The organism is Mesorhizobium sp. BR1-1-16, assembly GCF_020165495.1.
Classification (GTDB): Bacteria; Pseudomonadota; Alphaproteobacteria; order Rhizobiales; family Kaistiaceae; genus Kaistia.
In genome coordinates, this window is the sequence record NZ_JAIUIE010000011.1 from 70,228 (window position 1) to 87,791 (window position 17,564).

20 protein-coding genes are annotated in these 17,564 nt (G+C 64.3%); 9 read left to right on the plus strand and 11 right to left on the minus strand.

Annotated elements, in window-relative coordinates; translation table 11 throughout:
• Positions 1-2: 2 nt before the first annotated feature.
• On the minus strand, positions 3-1,178 hold the full coding sequence (locus LB518_RS19725; RefSeq protein ID WP_224579524.1) for a DNA recombination protein RmuC: 1,176 nt from the start codon (positions 1,176-1,178) through the stop codon (positions 3-5).
• A gap of 144 nt (positions 1,179-1,322) precedes the next feature.
• Between LB518_RS19725 and def the strand changes: the two genes are divergently transcribed.
• Genes def through truA form a run of 3 tightly spaced genes read left to right on the plus strand, consistent with a single transcriptional unit; the run spans position 1,323 to position 3,611 of the window.
• A complete protein-coding gene (def, locus tag LB518_RS19730; protein ID WP_224579525.1) occupies positions 1,323-1,877 on the plus strand; it encodes a peptide deformylase in 555 nt (184 codons plus the stop codon).
• Between the two features lie 4 nt (positions 1,878-1,881).
• Entirely contained in the window at positions 1,882-2,814 is a 933-nt protein-coding gene (gene fmt / locus LB518_RS19735; protein ID WP_224579526.1) for a methionyl-tRNA formyltransferase, read from the plus strand.
• Entirely contained in the window at positions 2,814-3,611 is a 798-nt protein-coding gene (gene truA / locus LB518_RS19740) for a tRNA pseudouridine(38-40) synthase TruA (RefSeq protein ID WP_224579527.1), read from the plus strand. The genes fmt and truA overlap by 1 nt, the downstream gene beginning before the upstream one ends.
• On the opposite strand, the gene LB518_RS19745 is transcribed toward truA, so the two are convergent.
• The 8 genes from LB518_RS19745 to msrA all read right to left on the minus strand — a co-directional run bounded on the left by LB518_RS19745 (position 3,564) and on the right by msrA (position 9,169).
• Complete coding sequence (locus LB518_RS19745) at positions 3,564-4,148, minus strand: hypothetical protein (RefSeq protein WP_224579528.1); 585 nt, start codon at positions 4,146-4,148, stop codon at positions 3,564-3,566. The genes truA and LB518_RS19745 overlap by 48 nt on opposite strands.
• A 13-nt stretch (positions 4,149-4,161) precedes the next feature.
• Complete coding sequence (gene dapE / locus LB518_RS19750) at positions 4,162-5,340, minus strand: succinyl-diaminopimelate desuccinylase (RefSeq protein WP_224579529.1); 1,179 nt, start codon at positions 5,338-5,340, stop codon at positions 4,162-4,164.
• Between the two features lie 109 nt (positions 5,341-5,449).
• Positions 5,450-6,829, minus strand: coding sequence for an oxygen-independent coproporphyrinogen III oxidase (gene hemN, locus LB518_RS19755; RefSeq protein WP_224579530.1), 1,380 nt, complete (start codon positions 6,827-6,829; stop codon positions 5,450-5,452).
• A 188-nt stretch (positions 6,830-7,017) separates the two neighbouring features.
• A complete protein-coding gene (locus LB518_RS24715) occupies positions 7,018-7,146 on the minus strand; it encodes a hypothetical protein (RefSeq protein WP_286198776.1) in 129 nt (42 codons plus the stop codon).
• Positions 7,143-7,490, minus strand: a complete 348-nt coding sequence (locus tag LB518_RS19760) for an SRPBCC domain-containing protein (RefSeq protein ID WP_224579531.1) — start codon at positions 7,488-7,490, stop codon at positions 7,143-7,145. Before LB518_RS19760 ends, LB518_RS24715 begins: the two co-directional genes overlap by 4 nt.
• Entirely contained in the window at positions 7,490-7,825 is a 336-nt protein-coding gene (locus LB518_RS19765) for an ArsR/SmtB family transcription factor (RefSeq protein WP_224579532.1), read from the minus strand. The genes LB518_RS19760 and LB518_RS19765 overlap by 1 nt, the downstream gene beginning before the upstream one ends.
• Positions 7,826-7,830: 5 nt before the next feature.
• Positions 7,831-8,517 carry a glutathione S-transferase family protein gene (locus LB518_RS19770; RefSeq protein WP_224579533.1) on the minus strand — a complete coding sequence of 229 codons (687 nt, stop codon included), beginning with the start codon at positions 8,515-8,517 and terminating at the stop codon, positions 7,831-7,833.
• A 133-nt stretch (positions 8,518-8,650) separates the two neighbouring features.
• Entirely contained in the window at positions 8,651-9,169 is a 519-nt protein-coding gene (gene msrA, locus LB518_RS19775; RefSeq protein ID WP_224579534.1) for a peptide-methionine (S)-S-oxide reductase MsrA, read from the minus strand.
• 75 nt (positions 9,170-9,244) lie between these two features.
• On the opposite strand from msrA, the gene LB518_RS19780 reads away from it, so the two are divergent.
• Positions 9,245-9,889: an alpha/beta hydrolase family protein gene (locus tag LB518_RS19780; RefSeq protein ID WP_224579535.1), complete on the plus strand. Its 645-nt coding sequence runs from the start codon at positions 9,245-9,247 to the stop codon at positions 9,887-9,889.
• Positions 9,890-10,082: 193 nt separating this feature from the next.
• Here LB518_RS19780 and LB518_RS19785 read toward each other — a convergent pair whose 3' ends face one another.
• A complete protein-coding gene (locus LB518_RS19785) occupies positions 10,083-11,066 on the minus strand; it encodes an NAD-dependent epimerase/dehydratase family protein (protein WP_224579536.1) in 984 nt (327 codons plus the stop codon).
• A 220-nt stretch (positions 11,067-11,286) separates the two neighbouring features.
• Between LB518_RS19785 and LB518_RS19790 the strand changes: the two genes are divergently transcribed.
• A complete protein-coding gene (locus LB518_RS19790; protein ID WP_224579537.1) occupies positions 11,287-12,171 on the plus strand; it encodes an NAD-dependent epimerase/dehydratase family protein in 885 nt (294 codons plus the stop codon).
• 27 nt (positions 12,172-12,198) lie between these two features.
• On the opposite strand, the gene LB518_RS19795 is transcribed toward LB518_RS19790, so the two are convergent.
• Entirely contained in the window at positions 12,199-12,915 is a 717-nt protein-coding gene (locus LB518_RS19795; RefSeq protein WP_224579538.1) for a GntR family transcriptional regulator, read from the minus strand.
• A gap of 145 nt (positions 12,916-13,060) precedes the next feature.
• On the opposite strand from LB518_RS19795, the gene LB518_RS19800 reads away from it, so the two are divergent.
• From LB518_RS19800 to LB518_RS19815, 4 genes are all read left to right on the plus strand, one after another.
• Positions 13,061-14,245, plus strand: a complete 1,185-nt coding sequence (locus LB518_RS19800; RefSeq protein WP_224579539.1) for a mandelate racemase/muconate lactonizing enzyme family protein — start codon at positions 13,061-13,063, stop codon at positions 14,243-14,245.
• 173 nt (positions 14,246-14,418) lie between these two features.
• The gene (locus tag LB518_RS19805) at positions 14,419-15,657 is read left to right on the plus strand and encodes an ABC transporter substrate-binding protein (protein ID WP_224579540.1); all 1,239 of its coding nucleotides are present in this window, start codon (positions 14,419-14,421) and stop codon (positions 15,655-15,657) included.
• 96 nt (positions 15,658-15,753) lie between these two features.
• Positions 15,754-16,668 carry a carbohydrate ABC transporter permease gene (locus LB518_RS19810; protein ID WP_224579541.1) on the plus strand — a complete coding sequence of 305 codons (915 nt, stop codon included), beginning with the start codon at positions 15,754-15,756 and terminating at the stop codon, positions 16,666-16,668.
• A 12-nt stretch (positions 16,669-16,680) separates the two neighbouring features.
• The gene (locus LB518_RS19815; protein WP_224579542.1) at positions 16,681-17,562 is read left to right on the plus strand and encodes a carbohydrate ABC transporter permease; all 882 of its coding nucleotides are present in this window, start codon (positions 16,681-16,683) and stop codon (positions 17,560-17,562) included.
• The last annotated feature ends 2 nt before the right edge of the window (positions 17,563-17,564 follow it).

The following is a 17,564-nucleotide window of genomic DNA, read 5'->3' on the forward strand; positions in this document are numbered from 1 at the left end:
GCTCATTCTCCGGCCAGCAGGTCGCGCTGCAACGGCGGCGCGGCGTCCTCGGACTCCTCGCGGAACTCCAGACCGTCGATACGCGCGCCGCGCTGCTTGACCTTGCGCGTCGAGATCAGGATGTCCTCGACATCCTTGGTCGCTTGGCCGAAATGCGATTGCAGTTTCAGGACGCGGTCATCGAGCCGGCCGACATCCTCGACGAGCTTGCGCACTTCATTTTGGATGACATGCGCCTGCTCGCGCATCTCGGCATCGCGCAGCACCGACTGGATGACCTGGATCGAGAGCAGCAGCAGCGAGGGCGAGACGATGACGACCCGGGTGCGATGGGCCTGCTGCACCACATCCTCGAAGCGCTCGTGGATCTCGGAAAAAACCGATTCCGACGGCACGAACATGAACGCCGTTTCCTGCGTCTCGCCGGGAATGAGATAGCGCTCGGCGATGTCGCGCACATGGCGGGTGACATCGCGGCGGAACTGGGTTTCGGCGGCGCGCAGCGCTTCCGGCCCTGACGCCGCGCGAATGGCGTTCCAGGCTTCGAGCGGGAACTTCGCGTCGACGACGAGGGCGGGCGTGCCGTTCGGGAATTCGATCAGGCAGTCCGGCCGGTTGCCGTTCGAAAGCGTCGCCTGGAACGCATAGCGGCCGCGCGGCAGGCCATCCTGCACGATCGCCTCCATACGCCCCTGGCCGAAGGCGCCACGCGTCTGCTTGTTGGAGAGGATCGACTGCAGTCCGACGACCTGGCTCGACAGTTCCGTCAGGTTCTTCTGCGCCGTATCGATGACAGCGAGGCGTTCGTTGAGCTTTGAAAGATCGGCATGGGAGGAGCGGGTCGCGTCGGCCAGCTTCTCGCCGACGCGATGACCCAGCATGTCCATCCGTTCCGAAAGCCCATGCACCAGATCGGCCTGGCGGCGTCCGAGTACCTCCGCCATGGCGTTCATGCGGCCGGCCATCTCGCTCTGCAGGCGGACGAGTTCGCCGATCCGGTCCTCGACGGCGCGTTCCTCGGCATAGCGGTCCGTTTCGGCCTCGGCCTGCCGTCGCTGGCCGCGCCAGATCGCGATCATGAGAAAGACGACAAGCAGCGCCGCCAGCGCGCCGAGGGCGACGAAGGCTTCGCCAAGAGTGATGGACCGTCCGGCGACGATGAAGAGCGATTGCTGCATGGCTCAAACGAGATAGCAGATTTTTGCCGCGAAACCAGATCAAAACGAGAACGTTTCCCCGCATTGCTCAAGCTGCCGGCCGGTTTCGGCGATTGACCCTTTGGGCCCGATTGCCTATCTGGAGCGGCACTACCGAGGAACTTCATGGCCAAGCTCGATATCATCACCCTGCCGGACCCGAAGCTGCGTCTTGCCAGCGCGCCCGTCGAGCGCGTTGACGACGAACTGCGTCGCTTCATGGACGACATGCTGGAGACGATGTACGAGGCGCCGGGCATCGGCCTTGCCGCGATCCAGGTCGGCGTGCCGCGCCGCGTGGTGACCATCGACGTATCAGGCCGGGAAGAGGGCGAGGTCAGGAAGCCGCTGTTCCTGATCAATCCCGAGATCATCGCCTCCACGGACGATCACTCGATCTATGAAGAAGGCTGCCTCTCGATCCCGGATTATTATGCCGAGGTCGAGCGTCCGGCGGGCGTGCGGCTCCGCTATCTCGATCGCGAGGGCAAGCCGCAGGAAATGAATGCCGACGGGCTGCTCGCCACCTGCATCCAGCACGAGATCGATCATCTCGATGGCAAGCTCTTCATCGATTATCTCTCGCGCCTCAAGCGCGAGATGGTGATCCGCAAATTCGTCAAGGCCGCCAAGTCGGGCATCAAGCCGGAATTCAAGTCTCGCGCAGACGAAAAGGCGTGAGGCGATGACGCTCCGCATCGCCTTCATGGGCACGCCGGATTTTGCCGTGCCAACGCTGACCGAGATCATCGGCCAGGGTCACGAGGTCGTCGCCGTCTATTCGCGCGCGCCCCGTCCGGCCGGTCGCGGCATGGAGGAACGGCAGTCGCCGGTCCATGCCATCGCCGAGCGGTTCGGCATCCCGGTCTTCACGCCGCGATCGCTGAAGGGCGAGGCGGAACAGGCGGATTTCGCGGCGCTCGACATCGATGTCGCCGTCGTCGTCGCCTATGGCCTGATCCTGCCGCGCGCCATCCTCGACGCCCCCCGCGAAGGCTGCCTCAATCTGCATGCCTCGCTGCTGCCGCGCTGGCGCGGCGCCGCGCCGATTCATCGAGCCATCATGGCCGGCGATCGCGAGACCGGCGTTATGGTGATGCGGATGGAAGAGGGCCTCGATACCGGCCCCGTCGCCATGGCCGAACGGCTTGTCATTCCCCCCGATGCCACCACCGGCGACATGCATGACCGTCTGGCGCGGCTTGGCGCCGATCTGATGGTGCGCGCGCTCGCGGCCCTGTCGCGGGGGGCGCTCGGCGCGGTTTCGCAGGCGGAAGACGGCGTCACCTATGCCGCCAAGATCGACAAGGCCGAGACACGCATCGACTGGTCGCGGCCGGCCGCCGAGGTGCATAACCACATTCGCGGTCTCTCGCCCTTTCCCGGCGCCTGGTGCGAGATGGATCTCTCCGGCAAGACAGAACGGGTCAAGATCCTGCGCTCGACGCTGGCCGAAGGCTCCGGCCTGCCCGGCGGGGTGCTCGATGATCGCATGACCATCGCGTGCGGCACGGGGGCCATCCGCCTCGTCGAGTTGCAGCGTGCCGGCGGCAAGCCACTCGCCGCCGAAGCTTTTCTGCGCGGGGCGATTGTTGCGCCCGGCGCCCGGCTCGGCTGATGCCGCGTTACAAGATCCTGATCGAATATGACGGGCGGCCTTATGCCGGTTGGCAGAAGCAGGCCAATGCGCCGTCGGTGCAACAGACGATCGAGGAAGCGATCTTCCGCTTTTCCGGTGAGAAGGCCGTGCTGCAGGGCGCAGGTCGGACCGATACCGGCGTTCATGCGCTTGGCCAGGTCGGTCATTTCGGTCTTCCCGGTGTCTGGCGTGGCGACCGGATCCGCGACGCGCTGAACGCGCAACTGCGGCCGGCCCCGATCGCCATCATCGCTGCCGAGCCCGTGCCGGATGCATTTGATGCGCGCCGGTCGGCGACGCGGCGGCATTATCTCTATCGCATCATCGATCGCCGCGCGCCGGCCGCGCTCGATATTGACCGTGTCTGGGATGTGCGACGCCGGCTCGACATCGAGGCGATGCGCGCGGGCGCGGCGCATCTCGTCGGGCACCATGATTTCACGACGTTCCGCTCGGCCGATTGCCAGGCGAGGAGCCCGGTCAAGACGCTCGACGCGATCGCGATCCGGCGCCAGGGCGATGAAGTCCTGTTCGATGTCTCCGCCCGCTCGTTCCTGCATAATCAGGTGCGCTCGATGGTCGGCACCTTGAAGAAGGTCGGCGAGGGCAAATGGCCGCCCGAAGCGGTCGGTGCGGCGCTGGCAGCGCGCGACCGCAAGGCGTGCGGCCCGGTCGCGCCGCCGGGCGGGCTGTATCTCGTCCGCGTCGACTACGGCGCGGCGCCTGGCTCAAAGCCCGAAGAGGCGGTCGATGACCTCGCTGAGGACGAGGCTTAACGCAATATCGGCGGCGACGAGGCCGATCGAGAAGCCGAACGACTTGCCAAGGGTCCAGCGGATGATCTGGTAGTGAAAGCGGATCATCACGCCGAGAATGACCAGCGACATCGCGGCCGAAATCTCGAATGACAGGACCCCCACGCCGAGCAGCAGCGAGACCAGCGCCTGTGGCGCCGTCATGACCACCAGCGCCCAGTTGCGGACAACGATATAGGGGGCGAACGTCCTGGTTATGCCGAGCCGCTTGGCGAACAGCATCAGCAGCGCCGGCATGGCGATCCAGTCGATGCCGTAATCGACGATTCGCGCCGCGACGAAGGCAGCGTCCGGGACATTCTCGACCACCGCATCGGACAGCATCATGCGATGCTCGACCGCCGCGTTGATGGCGAAGAAGGGCAGGACGTAGAAGATCGCCCGGAACGAATGCCAGAAGCCGTCGACGCTCACATCGAAACGCACCAGCGCATCGCGCCGGCCGAGAAAAAGATCGAAGGCGCTGCGGATCGCGCCGATGGAGGCGGGGTTGAACATCGGACGCTGCGCCTCAACCGAACCAGCGGTCAAGGAACTGGCGATAGATGGCGGTCAGAGCCTTGAGGTCATCGATCGACGCGCGCTCGTCGATCTGGTGCATCGTCTGCCCGACAAGGCCGAACTCGACCACGGGGCAATAGTCCTTGATGAAGCGCGCATCCGAGGTGCCACCGGATGTCGAGAGTTCGGGCCGGCGGCCGGTTACGGCCTCTACGGCATCGCTGAGCGCGTCGATCAATTGCGGCGAATGGGTCAGGAAGGACTGGCTCCAGCCCGGCTGAAGATCGAGCTCATAGGCAATCTCGTTGCCGGCTGCCTCGTCGAGCCGCGCGGCAAGCCAGGCCTCGAGCGTATTGACCGTCCACTGGTCGTTGAAGCGGATGTTGAAGCGCGCGCTCGCCTCGGCCGGAATGACGTTCCAGGCCGCATTGTCGACATCGAGGCCGACAAATTCGAGATTGGACGGATCGAAGCGCTCCGAGCCGTCGTCAAGGGCCTCCGCCGTCAGACGGCGCACCAGCTTGACCAGTTGCGGGATCGGATTGATGGCAAGATGAGGATAGGCGACATGGCCCTGGCGGCCGAGGACGGTGATGCGGCCGGACAGGCTGCCCCGCCGCCCGACCTTGATCGCGTCACCGAGCGCCTTCGGATTGGTCGGCTCACCGACGATGGCGCCGTCGAAGTGATGCCCCGCCCGCGCCGCCCAATCGAGCAGCTTGACCGTGCCATTGAGCGAGGGGCCCTCTTCATCGCCGGAGATCAACAACGAGATCGTGCCCTTCGGCGTACCGTCGCGACCCTGGAGGAAATCGAGCGCGGCAGAAACGAAGGCGGCGATTCCGCCCTTCATATCGACGGCGCCGCGCCCAAAGACGAAGCCCTCCGCGACCTCTCCGCCGAAGGGATCATGGCGCCAGCGTGCCGCATCGCCAGGGGGCACCACATCGGTATGCCCTGCGAAAACCAGATGTGGCGCGCCGGAGCCGATGGTCGCAAAGAGATTTTCGACGTCAGGCGTGCCGGCCTCGCTGAACACAGGCCGCTCGACACGGAAACCGGCCGGCGCCAGCACGCTTTCCAGGTAGGCGAGGGCGCCGCCCTCATCGGGCGTTACCGATGGGCAGCGGATGAGCGCGCTCAACAGGGCGACGGGATCGGCGGCGATGGGGCTGGCGGACGTGGACATGCCTTTCGTTGCCATGCGGGGCGGCGGCAATCAAGCATCCCGCGTCGCGGCAGCCCGGACGAAGCGCCGCAATCGCTTCACCGCACGCCCCGGAACCTCGCGCCGACAGCTAGACCGCTACCGAATGCCGGCCGCCACGACTGAGATAGGTGTCGAATTCGGATGCAACGACGCGTGCGATTTCGTGGCGATGCCGAAGGATCACGATGTGATCACCGTCCCTCGCGACAAACCCGGCCTCGATCAGCGGCTGCAGGCGCTCTAGGGCATCGGCAAAGGTAGCGGGCGTGACGCCGTGTCGGCGCGAGACCGCCGCGAGATCGACGTCGAAGCCGCAGAGCAGCGCCTCGATGATTTCCGCCCGCATGACGTCCTCGCCTTCGAAGGCCTTGCCGCGGACGGTCGGCAGCATGCCGGCCTCGATCGCGCGCTGCCAGCCGAGATTGTCCGGGGCGTTCTGGGCGAAGCCTTGCGGCGTGCGGCTGATCGACGACGCGCCAATGCCGATCAGGGTCGTCGCGGCGTCGTCGGTATAGCCCTGGAAATTGCGCCGCAGCTGTCCGTCCTTCCGCGCGAGGGCGAGCGGATCATCCGGTGCGGCGAAATGATCGATCCCGATCTCGACATAGCCGGCGGCCTCGAAGATCGCCCGTGCCAGCGCCGCCTGCTCCATCCGTGTTTCGGAATTCGCCAGCGCGGTGGTGTCGATCAGCCGCTGGTTCGATTTCATCCACGGCACATGGGCATAGCCGAAGATGGCGATCCGGCTCGGCCGCAGCGTCAGAATGCGCCGGGCGGTGTCCTCGATCATCGCCAGCGTCTGCAGCGGCAAGCCATACATGAGGTCGGCATTGACGGCATCGATGCCTGCGTCCCGCAGCGCGGCGAACGATGTCGCGACGACGTCGAAGGGCTGGATGCGGCCGATGGCGGCCTGGACGTCGGCGTCGAGCGTCTGGATGCCGAGGCTTGCCCGGTTGACGCCGAGCGCCGCAAGGTGCCGCGCGCCATCTGGCGTCACATGGCGCGGATCGAGCTCGATCGCGTGCTCCATGGCCGCCTGAAAATTGAACCGGGTAGCGAGATCGTCGATCAGTTCGGCCATGCAATCCGGTGGCAGGATGTTGGGTGTGCCGCCACCCCAATGAAGATGCGAAACCGGAACGCGGCCGACATGGGCGGCGACCAGCGCGATCTCACGATGCAGAGCTGCGGCATAGGCGCGGATCGGTTCGTCGCGCAGCGAGGCCTTGGTGGTGCAGCCGCAATAGGCGCAGATCGAGCGGCAGAAGGGGATGTGCAGGTAGAGCGAGACCGCTTCGTCGCGGGTTCCCACCTGTTCGAGCCATCCGGCATAGGCCTGCGGCGTGACGGCCGGCGAGAAATGCGGCGCGGTCGGGTAGGATGTGTAACGTGGCACCATGCGGCGCGCGACCTCGGCAAGGCTTGGCAGCGGTGCCTTCAGCGGCGGCGAGACATGTGCGTTCATGGCGAGAGCGTCCGGTGGCCCTCGAGCCCGCATGGACCCCCGATGCGGCAAGCCTGGGCCATTCGGCCTGCCGTTCGATGTCCGGATAGCCTTCGGCGAGGTGGCTCGCTTTGCGCTCGCTCAAACAGCGCCGGCTTTTGGCGGCGTCGGTCGCATCAACGTTGTGCAATCAGCGAAACGGATTGAGGTCACGGGTCGGGCAAGGCCGGCTCTGCATCCATGATGTCGCGCAGGCGGTCGAATCCGGTGCCGGTCCCGCTTTCGCGGATGTCGCCGTCGCGGACGTTGCCGAAGACCGCCTGTTCGGTGAAGGTCATGGTGGTCGATCGCCGCGCGCGGTGAATTCGACGGTCACCAGCGACGACGAGATGCTCTGGCCATTTGTCCGCATCACATAGGCATAGACGATGCGCTCGCGCGGCTGGATGTCGAGATAGTGAGCCAGCATGGCCTGCTCGGTGCCGTCGGGCATCCGCCAGATGACGCGCTCGCTGCCATCGGTGCGGAAATCGAAACGGTCCTCGACAACCTCCCAGTCGGGATGGCAGCCGGTCCAGCGCCGCTTCAATTCATGATCGGACCAGAAGCGGAAGGCATGGCCGACGCTGCCGGGCAACGCACGTTCGATGACGAAGCTGCGGTGGTTCACGGTGACGCCCATCAGTGATCCTTGTCCTCCGGTATCGCGGCCATCAGCGCTGCCAGCCTGTCAAAGGCGGCGTTCATGTCGGCCTGCCGCTGCGCGATCCATTGATTGATATCCTCGAACGCGTCGGCATGAATGCGGTAGGTCCGCACGCGTCCGATCTTCTCGGATGCGACGATGCCACTGTCCTCCAGGACGCGGAGATGCTTCAGGACGGCCGGCAGTCCCACCTCGGCTGGCTCGGCCAGCTCGGTGACGGAGGCGGGCCCCTTGGCAAGCCGCTCGATGAACCCTCTGCGATAAGGATCTGCGAGGGCCTGGAAGAGGCGATCGAACCGGTCGATCTGCATGGCGGTCAACCGACGGCGTCGATGAACCGCTTCGGCATCGCTTCGCGATAAGGAAACAGCTCGAAATAGGGCTGGGCCTCGGCCAGGACGCGCTTGACAGAGGGGCGCCAAGACAGCCGCTCGAAATAATCCGGGAGATGCCTGTAGTCGTCGGCAAAAGGATGCACGATCGAGGCGAAGAAAAGCGCTGGCCATGCGGAGCAATCAGCCATCGTGAAGTGATCGCCGGCCGCCCAGCGCCTGTCGGATATCCGTCGCTCGATCATGCCATAGGCCTGATCGAGCATCGCATGCGCTTCGGCGACGCCATGAGGATCGTTATGGCCTGCAGGGCGAAGGCGGTCGGTCACGATCTTCTGCATGGGAACGCTGACATAAAGATCGAAGAATCGGTCGAGGAGCCGAACCTCGAGCTGCGCGTCTGCGTCGTCGGGAATGAGCCGGACCGGCCCCGGGAAATGCTGCTGGAGATAGTCGATAATGATGGTGGTTTCCGGGATGACGCGCTCGGAACTGCCATCATGCAGCACCGGGATCTTGCCGACGGGCCATCGATCGAGATGTGCGGCGGCCGAGCCCGGATTTCCGAAATCAACGATCTTCGCCTCGAAGGGTGTTCCGTTCTCGTAAAGCGCGATGAGCACCTTGTGACAGAACGAGGCAAGCGGATGTATGTACAGCGTCAGGGTCATGGCGCACCTATGGTTTCCAGGAGTGGAAACCATAGCATGGCGACCCAGGCTTGGCCATACACTTTCCGTGTATGGAAACTGATTGAACGCCTATCGCTCCAGCAAAGGGGTTGCTGGAGCGGTAGGGAGAAATCTAGCTGGCGCGGCGGATATCCGCGCGCTTCGGCAGTGTCCAGTTCGGGCGGGGGAAGTGGCAGGTATAGCCGTTGGGGTAGCGCTCGAGATAGTCCTGATGCTCGGGCTCCGCCTGCCAGAAATCGCCAGCCGGGACGACTTCGGTCACAACCTTGCCCGGCCAGAGACCGGAGGCGTCCACGTCGGCGATCGTGCCTTCCGCAACCTGCTTCTGCTCATCGCTCGTGTAGAAGATCGCCGAGCGGTAGCTCGCGCCGACATCGTTGCCCTGGCGGTTACGTGTCGACGGATCATGGATCTGGAAGAAGAATTCGAGCAGGTCGCGATAGCCGATCTTCGCCGGATCGAACACGATCTCGATCGCTTCGGCATGGTTGCCGTGATGGCGGTAGGTGGCGTTCGGGACGTCGCCACCCGAATAGCCGACGCGGGTCGAGATCACGCCCGGATAGCGGCGGATCAGATCCTGCATTCCCCAGAAGCAGCCGCCCGCAAGCAGAGCACGTTCCGTCGTCATGGTCTGGACCTCCTGGTTTCAACTCGTCCCGAATATAGGCATTGTCGAGCCAGATATCAGCCCGGGGCTCTGCGGATGGATGGCAGCGACTTTGTCTTTGATGGCCCCGAACAGGCGAGGCAGACGATCCTGCTCGCCCATGGCGCCGGCGCTCCGATGGATTCGCCCTCGCTGGAGCGAACGGCGCAGGCTCTCGGCGCAGTTGGCCTTCGCATTGTCCGCTTCGAGTTCGGCTACATGGCCAGCCGCCGGACAGAGGCGGTTCGGAGGCCGCCGCCGCGGGCGGAAAAGCGCAATCCGGAATATCTCGCCGCCGTGGACGCGCTCGGGGCCGAGGGTTCGCTCATCATCGGCGGCAAGTCGATGGGCGGGCGCGTCGCCAGCATGATCGCGGACGAGCTTTTCGCAGCCGGGACGATCCGCGGTCTGCTGTGCCTCGGTTATCCCTTCCATCCGCCGGACAAGCCGGATCAGTTGCGGACGAAGCACCTCGCCGAATTGAAGACACCAACGCTTGTCGTGCAGGGCACGCGGGACCCGTTCGGTTCGCGAGCGGAGGTGTCGGGATATGAGCTGTCACCGGCCATCGAGATCCTCTGGCTGGAGGATGGCGATCATGATCTGAAACCGCGGAAGAGCGTTTCCGGCTTTTCGGCAGCCGACCATCTGAGGACCACCGCGGAAGCCGTGTCGCGTTGGGCGAAGCGGATCGCGAGTTGACCTCGCCCGGCCTCATCTAGGCGCAATGGCCTTGGGTCTCGGGTAGCCTGGAGGACGCCAGCCGGGTGAAGCCGGCGGGCGCCCCAGGCAGCGGCCGGGAGGAGGGGAGAGACCGGCCGCCTGTTCATGAGGACGAGGAGGACGCCCTCATGAACCCTGTTCTCGGGTCGCGTCTTGCGACCCGTATCTCGGGTCAGGGCCGGATCGCGTCCTGAGCGGCGATGATGCGATCCATGAGCCGGTCTTCCTCGGTCTCGGTCGCAGCGGTCGACTGGATCCTCTTTTTGGCGTGCTCGATCGAGTCGTGAAGGATCACGTCGATATCCTGCGAGGCCTCGAACGGTCCGGCGACGCTCTTCACCTTTGAGTTGTCGAACAGGGCCGACCAGCTCTTGTCGCCGAGCAGCGGGCCTTCCCACTCCTTGTCGAAGCGGACCAGCGTGTCGGTCGGCACATGGGCGTGGATGGCCTTGACGCCGAATCCGCGCGCGATGGCGTCGTGGATCTGGTTCCAGGTGAAGCCGCGATCCGTGGTGATGTGGAAGTCGTCACCGAGGGCGCGCGCATTGCCGAGCAGGCGCACGAAAGGAGTCGCCACGTCGACCGACCGTGTGAGGGTCCAGAGCGAGGAGCCGTCGCCCGTCAAAACGACGGGCTTGCCGGCGATCATCCGGCGGATCGCGATATCGGGATCGCCGACCTGGATCGGCATGCCCGTGCGTACGGTGTGGCTCGGCCGGACGATTGTGTAGGGCAGGCCGCCCTGATCGCGCAGCAGCAGTTCGCAGGCGATCTTGTCGCGGCTGTATTTCCAGTACTTGTTCTCGAGCGGCGTGCGCTCGGTCATCATGTAGTTGCGGACCGGCTTCTCGTAGACCGAGGCCGAGGATATGAAAACATACTGCCCGGTCTTGCCGGAGAAGGTGTCGATGTCGCGCCGCATCTGGTCGGCGTTGTAGAGACGGAATTGCGCCACCACGTCAAAATGCCGGCCAGCCAGTTCGCCATAGGTGGCATCGTTCATGTCGCCGACCAGGGTCTTGACGCCGGTCGGCAGCGGGACGCTGGTCTTGCCGCGGTTGAGGACGGTGACGTCATGACCCGCGGCCGCGGATGCCTCGACGCAGGGCAGCGAAATCTGTCCGGTGCCGCCGATATAGAGAACGCTGAGTGCCATGGAATAGTCCTTGTCTATCGCTTTGGTAAATCGAATCGGCGGCGGCTCGAAGCCGCCCGGCCTGCCTAGGGAGGGGACGTGCCGACGGATGCTGTGTCGGCGATGGCAGCGATCGCCGCCGGCTGGCCAGAACCTCTCGCCGTGTGCATCCTTGTCCCCATATTATATAGAATGACGACAAGATCATATATAGTTTGGTCGAATTGGAAAGGGGGAGCGCATGACAACTCGAACGGTGGCCCTCACCGGCGCGCTTGGCAATGCCGGGCGAGTCATCAGTCGGCGCCTGGAGGAAGGCGGCTATCGGGTCATTCCCATCGATGTGCTTCCGTCGCGAAATCCGTTTTTCGAGCCCAGCCGCGTCGTCGATCTCACATGCTACGGTGATACCGTCGCCAACCTGCATGGCGCCGATGCCGTCGTGCATTTCGGCTCCAATCCCTGGCCCGATTCTGACTTCTTCACCGGCGCCGACCGTTTCCGGAACAACACGATCGCAACGTTCAACGTGTTCCAGGCTGCCTGCCAGCTCGGTATTCGGCGCGTCGTCTACGCATCGAGCGAGACTGTCCAGGGCCACCCCTATGTGGCCGTTCATCCCGAGCGCATTCCGATTCTCGAATCCGACGCGCCCTTGCCACAGACTGCCTATGCTCTCTCGAAGTTGACGGCCGAACTATTGGGTGAGCATCTCTGTCGCATGCATGGGACGGTGTTCCTCGGTCTTCGCTGCGCCAACATCCTTTACGACGTGCCCGGTCACCATGCCGGCTATGATCTCGTGCCGGGCTACTGGGCGGACGCGGCGGTCCGCCGCGAGACTCTGTGGAAATATGTCGACAGCCTCGACGTCGCCGACGCCGTGGTCTGCGCGCTCGAGGCGCCGGTGGCCCGTTCGGAAGTGTTCAATATTGCCGCGGCCGACACGATCATGAATGTTGGCACGCGCGCGCTGTTTGAAGCCCACTTTCCAAAGACGGTGATCGCGGACGAGTTCGGCGAATTCGCCACGCCCGTGAGCCTCGCGAAAGCGGCGGATCTCATCGGATGGGTGCCGAAGCGGCGGTGGCGCGACCGTCTCGCCGGCCATGCCCATCCGCCCTAAGGCGGGCGGACCCTAAGCGGCGGCGGCTCACCCTGCGGGCAGATCGTCCTTCCGTGCCGGCTGATTGCGCGCGACGCGCGAACCGGTCAATCGGACCTGCCGCATCTGGCTGAGCATGTCCTCGCCGGCCGCCCTGATATGGTCCACCGCCACGCGGGCGGCGGCATCGGCATCGGCTGCGACGATCGCCTCGACCATCTCGGTGTGCTGGGCGACGCGCTGGCGGACCCGCGACGGCATGATCGGCAGCTTCGCGCGCGTCGCATTGATCAGACCGGCATAGCGCTGCATCACCTCGATCGCCTGAACATTGATCTCGCCCTCGAGCATGATGCTGTGGAAATCGCGGTTGGCGGCGTCGAGAGCGTCGAAATCCGTCGGCTGCTCGCGGGCAACCGTCGCGAAGTCCGCCGCGGCCGCGCGCAGCCGATCGAGGTCCTCGGGTGTCGCGCGCTGGCAGAAGCGGCGGACGAAGATCGGCTCGATCGCCTCGCGCAATTCGAAGATGTTGCGGACGAAATCGTCATCGACCATGCGCACGCGCGCACCCTGGTTGGGATTGGCGACGACGAAACCCTCGCCCTGCAGCCGCCAGAGAGCCTCGCGCACAGGATTGGCGCTGACCGCATAGCGGGCCGCCAGTTCCTCGGTCTTGAGCCAGGCGCCGGGGGGCAGGATCCCGGCCACGATGTCGCGGCGGAGGTCGTTTGTCACGCGGTGGGAGAGGCTCGAATTTTTTGACAAGGAGGTCTCGCTGCGGGTCGATCGGAAGCCATTCAGAAACGGGGGCGGCAAAGAATCTGTCAAGAGCGATATATTCTATAGATTCCTGATGGCATTCTATGCACTATGGCGCATCGCCTATGCAAATTGGCCTGGGGTCCCCAACGTGAAAATCAGCCGTGTCGAAGTCTTCCTCGTCGGGCGGGAGTGGAACAATCTCGTCATCGCCCGCGTGCACACCGACAATGGGCTTTCCGGGCTCGGCGAAGGCACGATGCAGTGGCAGGCACGGACCGTGGCAGCGGCGATCGAGCATATGGCCAGCCGCTATGTGATCGGCGCGTCGCCATTCGAGATCGAACGTCTCGTCCAGGCGATGTATCGCAACGAATATGCGCGCGGCGGCCCGGTCCTCAACAGCGCGATCGCCGCGATCGAGTTCGCCTTGTGGGACATCTGCGGCAAGGCGCTTGGCCAGCCGGCCTACAATCTCCTCGGCGGCAAGGTGCACGACACCATCCCGGCCTATGCCAATGGCTGGTTCAATGCCGAGACGGGTTCCGACGACATCGGCGCGGCGGCCCGCAAGGTCGCCGCATCCGGCTATCGCGGCCTCAAATTCGATCCCTTCTGGGGCCAGGGTCGCGACCCGGACCTCGCCGACCTGCGCCGCGGCATCGAGGAGATCGCCACCGTTCGCGATGCCGTTGGCCCGGACATGAAGATCATGATCGACGGTCATGGCCGCTTCAGTGTGGGCACCGCCAGCCACCTGGCTCATGCGCTTGCCGATCTCGGCGTCTACTGGTTCGAGGAGCCGGTGGACCCGGAGAATTTCATCGCGCTCGGCGAGGTGTCGCGGCCACGCGGGCTGCGGATTGCTGTCGGTGAGCGCTGCTATTCCCGCTATCAGGTGCCGCAACTTCTGGCGCAGGGCCGGCCGCATGTGCTGCAGCCCGATCCGATCCAGGTCGGCGGACTGCTTGAATCCAAGAAGATCGCCGCCCTCGCAGACAGCCATTATCTGCCGGTGTCCTTCCATTGCCCGTTCGGGCCGATCTCCACCGCAGCGGTTCTCCAGCTCAATGCAACGACGACCAACATCGTCGCCCAGGAGTCGTTCTCGGCCTTCGACGTTTCGTGGCGCTCGGCGCTCATCCGGAACTGTCCGATGCCGTCGAACGGCAGCTATGTGGTCAGCGATCAGCCCGGGCTCGGCGGTATCGAACTCGACGAAGACGTGGTGCGCGAGCACCCCTATCGCGAGCAGGCGATCCAATCGATGTGGTCCGCCAACGGTTCGACTTCGGCCCTTCGTCCGTTTGAGCCGAGCGCGGCCGATGCAGCGTGAACAACGCCTCGGCGGGGCGAGCGGTGCTCTTCTCCCCGAGGCGGACTGCCGGTTTCCTGCGATTTGGAGACCGGGTGCCGGCGCAATCCAGACCGCGCCGTCACATCCTGGAAAGTCAGATTCTCGAGGGTCGGGGCAACCGACCCCATCATCGCGCATAGGGAGTCGATAGCATGAAGAGATTGAAGGCCATTGCCGCATCAGCGGTGCTGACCGCCGCAGCCTTTCCGGCGCTCGCCGACACGACGCTGCATGTCATGAGCTGGCAGCCGGCTTATGTCGCCGGCACCGATTACTGGGACAAGACCGTCGCCGGTTTTGAAGCCGAGAATCCCGGCGTCAAGGTCGAGAGCAATTTCGTCGCCTTCGGCCAGTATCTTCCGACGCTGACCGCGATGATCGCGGCGGGATCCCTGCCGGATGTATTCAACGGCGGCACCAAGACGGGCGAACTCGGCCGCTCCGGGCATCTCGTCAATTTCAAGGACGTGTATGACGCCGCGTTCTTCGATCAGTTCTACGCGGGGCCGCTGCGTCAATATACGTTCGACGACAAGCCCTATGGCCTGCCGGATATGGCGCAGATCTTCGGTGTCTTCGCCAATGACCGCATCATGAAGGAAGTCGGCGTCGAGGTTCCCAATACCTGGGACGAACTGATCGCCGATGTGCCGAAGTTCAAGGCTGCCGGTTATATTCCGCTGTCCTGGGGCAACCTGACCCGCAATACCTGCCCCGACTTCTTCCTGCCGCTGATCGCCCAGTATGGCGGCGACGTCTATGCGCTCGACGATCACACGGCCCCGGGTCTCAGCTGGGATTCGAAGCCGGTTGTCGACGCGCTCGATCTGCTGCAACGCCTCTCCAAGGCGGGCGTGTTCCCCGAAGGCATCAACGGCATCGACGATCCGCAGAGCCGCCAGCTTGCCTATCAGGGCCGCGCCGCGATGTATTTCGGCGGATCCTGGACCCCGGGCATTTTCGCCCAGGACGGCACCAAGGATTGGCTCGACAATTACTCGGTGCACAAGGTGCCGGCGCTGACGCCTGACGGCATCCATTTCACCGGCGACGGCGCGGGCGAAGCCTGGTCGGTCAACGCCGACGGGCCGAACAAGGACCTGGCGCTCAAGTTCATCGCCTATCTCTACCGCCCGGACGTCTACAACTGGCGCGCCAAGGGCCTGCAGTCGTTCCCGTCGATGAAGAGCGCCGTCGACCAGATCGACAACCCGAAGGTCCGCACGATGATCTCGTGGATCGCCACCGACTCGGCCAACCACATCCTCTTCGGGCCGGGAAGCTGGGACGCGGTCTCGAATGTTTGCCAGAGCGCACTCGACGGCTCGATCTCGCCGGCCGATGGCGCCAAGAAGATCGAGGCCGACGTGATGGCCGCGCGCAGCAACTAACAGGCGCCTACGCAAAAAGGGACAACTGTCCCGGCTCCGTCGCCGTCCGCGGCGGCGGAGCGCATCCGACAGAAACGCCAGCATGAGCGCCGCCCGATGAATGCTCCATCGCGACTCCAGCCCTTCATCGCACCGGGACTGTTCATCGCGCCCGCCGCCATCGCGTTGATCCTAACGACGGCGGTGCCGATGGTCGACGCCGTCCTGCTCAGCCTTCAGCGCTGGAACGCCATGACGCCGGCGGTCTGGACCGGGTTCGACAACTATGTGCGGCTGGCGCAGGACGAGACATTCTTCCGTGCCCTCTGGCATACGTTCTATTTCACCGTCTGCACGGTCATCCTGCAGACGATCCTGCCGCTCTTGATCGCCAGCCTGCTCAATTCTGGCATCCGCGGCAGCACGGTGTTCCGCACCCTCTATTTCATGCCTGTGATCATCTCGCTGGCCATCAGCGGACTGCTCTGGGCCATGCTGTTCGAACCGAATTTCGGCGCCATCAACAGCCTGCTGCGCGCGATGGGTCTCGGGGCGTACACGCCGCTCTGGCTCGCCGGCACCAACTCGGTCATGCCGAGTGTCATCATCGTGTCGGTCTGGCAGTCGCTGGGCTTCTATCTCGTCATCTTCTTCGCCGCGCTGCAGGGCGTGCCCAAGGATCTCTACGAGGCGGCAACGCTCGACGGGGCGGGCGCCTGGAGCCGCTTCATGAATGTGACGGTTCCCACGATCCGTCCCGTGATCCTGATCGTGGTGGTTCTCAATACCATCAACGGAATCAAGGTGTTCGACCAGATCTGGGTGATGACGGCCGGCGGCCCCAATTACGCCAGCGCGACACTCGGTACCTATCTCTACTCGATCGCATTCGGCGCCATGGGCGCTTCCAACTCGCGGCTCGGCTACGCGGCCGCGATCGCGATCGTCATCCTGGTGCTCAGCATCGTGGTGTCGTTGATCCAGATCCGTATTGGACGGCGTCGCGATCTCGATGCCCAGATCGAGGTTTGAGGCGGCAAAGCCATGACAAGCAGTTCGATAATGCCCGGAACCGCGAGGACCGGCCGCGCCGCCACATCGTCGCCTTGGGCGGTGACGTTCACGCGCACCCTCATCTACGTCATCCTCGTGGCGATCGTCGTCGTCGAAGCCTTCCCGCTCGTGTGGATGATCGTCACGTCGCTGAAGGATCCGCACGAGGTCTTCAACAGCGTGCTTCCAGGCGAAATCAGATGGCAGAACTTCCCGCGCGTCTGGTACGCGATGAATTTCCCGGTCCATCTCGGTAACTCGCTCTATGTCACCGGGCTGACTGTCGGGCTGGTGGTCGTGCTCGCCACGCCGGCCGCTTATGCGTTCGCGCGATACCGTTTTCCGGGGCGTGAGATCGTCTTCTACGCCTTCCTCGGGGCGATGATGATTCCGCCGCAGGCGATCCTCATTCCGATGTTCCAGTTCCTCAAATCGCTGCATCTGCTCGATTCGCTGAACGGGCTCGCCTTCTCCTTCGTAGGTGGCGGCACGGCCTTCGCCGTGTTCCTGATGCGAACCTTCTTCCTGAGCCTGCCGCGCGAACTCGGCGATTCCGCGCGGACCGACGGCTGCAACGACTTTCAGGTGTTCTGGTACATCTATCTGCCGCTGGCCCGGCCTGGCATCGCCACGGTCGTGATCATCCAGTCGCTCTATACGTGGAACGAGTTCATGTTCTCGAACACGTTCATCATAACGCCTGGAAAAAAGACGGTGCAGTCGGCTGTATTCCAGGCGATCGGACAGTATTCGACTGATTATACGGCACTGTGTTCTGGATTGATGATCGCGCTGGTGCCCGTCGTCGCCATCTATCTCATCCTGCAGCGGCAGTTCATCGGCGGCCTGACAGCCGGCGCGCTGAAGGGCTGATC